Consider the following 2499-nt stretch of genomic DNA (forward strand, 5'->3'; position numbering starts at 1 on the left):
AAATCTGTCATTCCAAGGCGCCGCTATAAGAATACACCTCAAGAAAGAGTCGATTGGTGCTTATATCGGTATCGACATTTAGTGGAGAATGCTTTTGGAAGAATTAAGCACTATCGAGCAATATCAACAAGATATGACAAGCTAGCAAGAAATTACGCCAGTATGGTGTCACTGGCGTTTATGTTAATGTGGCTGCCGATGTATTGCTGAACAACATTTGTACAGCAAAGATCAACAGACCCTAGATATATTAAAAACTTACAGCCATTATTCTGAGGCATTATTTGCTGGCTGCGATGTTTGTCGCGCTATTGTTATCACGCAAATAATCCAATGAGGTTTGATGCAAGTCTGTGTTAAATGCATCAAATAACGCCCAAGGAAGATCTGCTTTGCAGACTAGATAACTACGGATTCACAATGAAAAACACACTACTCTTCGCAGCAATTAGCTTAGCGATTGCAACTCCCGTTCTTGCCCATAACACTCATGCAAGCCCCCCATTAGGCAACAACACACCAAACAGTTCACCAGCTCAACCCGTCCCGCCACCGCCCTCTGCACCGATTAGCTTAATTGAATCACATAGACCGCTACTGCGGGAGACGCCATTGATGGCATCCCCCAATGATCCGACGATGACAGAGCAGCCTAAGATTCATTCACGCCAAAAACGTCAGATAGAGGTCTCGGAACAACCCCCACTTAAGTTGCAGAATCGTAGCGCCGCGATGCAAGTCAGCGACTGCAGTGACTTTGTTGGGAAATCAGGTCAGGCACTAGTCAATGAACTGAGCCAATCTACGCCCGAATGTGTCGGTAAACTCTATAGCCTCAAAGGCAGTAGCGCGACCGCACTATTTAGCGAGGCCAATGTGATCAGTGTGGCCAACGCCATTGCCACTAAAGCAAAGGACTACACAGGGGTCGATATTCAGCATCTTGAGTCCCATATTTACTTTATTCGTGCCGCCCTTTATGTGCAGTTTTACAGCCCAAATGATGTGCCCGCTTACAGCAATGCTGCTAAGGTCAGCTTAAAATCTGCCCTTAATGCTTTATTTGCGAACGCTGCGATTTGGACTGTCTCCGATGCTAATGCTGGTGTGTTGAAAGAAGCCTTAATCCTGATTGACTCTGCCGAGCTCGGCGCCGATTTTAATCATGTCACCATAAAAGTGCTAACGGACTACGACGCTAACTGGCAAGCCAGTTTCGCCATGAACGCCGCAGCAAACTCAGTGTTTACCACCTTATTCCGCGCCCAATGGAATGATGACATGCAGGCGCTGTTCGCGCGTGATCAAGGGATTTTAGATGCGCTGAATAACTTCCAACTCGAACATCGCAACTTGTTAGGCACCAATGCAGAGTACCTTTTGGTCAACTCAGTTAAAGAGTTATCTAGGCTGTATTACATTGATGCCATGCGTCCACGAGTGACCCAGCTGGTCAAAAACATTCTCAGCAGCACCAGCAAAACCGAACCGAGCAAAGTGCTTTGGTACGCGGCGGCAGAAATGGCCGACTATTACGATCGCAGCCATTGTAACGATTACAATATCTGTGGTTTTAAGGCGCAGTTAGAAGCCGATGCTTTACCTTTTAATTGGAAATGCTCCGACAGCCTCAAGATCCGCGCCCAAGATCTCTATCAAGATCAAGCCAAATGGGCCTGTGATGTGCTGACCAGCCAAGAAAGTTATTTCCACAGTAAACTCGAAACGGGCATGCAACCCGTGGGGCAGGATAACAACGATGACTTAGAGCTAGTGATCTTCGGCAGTTCGTCTGAGTATAAATCCTTAGCCAACAGTATCTTTGGTATCAGTACCGACAATGGTGGCATGTATTTAGAAGGTTCGCCCGCTGGACTCAAAAATCAGGCACGTTTTATCGCCTATGAAGCCGAATGGCGCACGCCAGATTTCCACGTCTGGAACCTGCAACACGAATACGTACACTACCTCGATGGACGCTATAACCTGTTTGGTGACTTTAGTCGTGGCACTTCGGCCAATACCATTTGGTGGATTGAAGGCCTCGCAGAATACATCTCTTACCGTGACGCAAACCCTGCGGCAATTGCCATGGGCGAAACCGGTGAGTATATGTTATCGACCATCTTCAAAAACAACTATGAATCTGGCCAAGACCGCATCTATCGCTGGGGTTATCTAGCGGTGCGTTTCATGTTTGAACACCACAGGGACGATGTGAGACAGATTCTGGCCTACCTACGCAACGATCAATATGCAGAATATCAAGCCTTTATGGATAATATCGGCACACGTTACGATAACGAATGGCAGGGTTGGCTCGCCAGTGGTTTAAGCACGGCTGACGATGGCATAGTCGATAAGGGCCCGAGTGATGTCGACGCTGAGCCCAGTGGCCGCGAAGGCAACTGGACAGGACCAGCGGGCACAATCAGTAAGGATTACTCGCCTTGCCAAGTGACGAACGAAGCCTACCGTTACACTGAATCGGCCAGCCTG

The 2499-nt window shown here is 47.8% G+C and carries 2 protein-coding genes; both read left to right on the top strand.

Features of this window, described 5'->3' with window-relative positions; translation table 11 throughout:
* Positions 1-210, top strand: a 210-nt coding sequence (locus L5L77_RS22395) for a transposase (RefSeq protein ID WP_263163063.1), incomplete at its 5' end; no start/stop codon positions are given.
* A 210-nt stretch (positions 211-420) separates the two neighbouring features.
* Positions 421-2499 (top strand): collagenase (locus L5L77_RS22400; RefSeq protein WP_263223439.1); only part of this gene is annotated, 2079 nt, incomplete at its 3' end.

The organism is Shewanella sp. SM29 (assembly GCF_025654245.1).
In the GTDB taxonomy this organism is placed as follows: Bacteria; Pseudomonadota; Gammaproteobacteria; order Enterobacterales; family Shewanellaceae; genus Shewanella; species Shewanella oncorhynchi.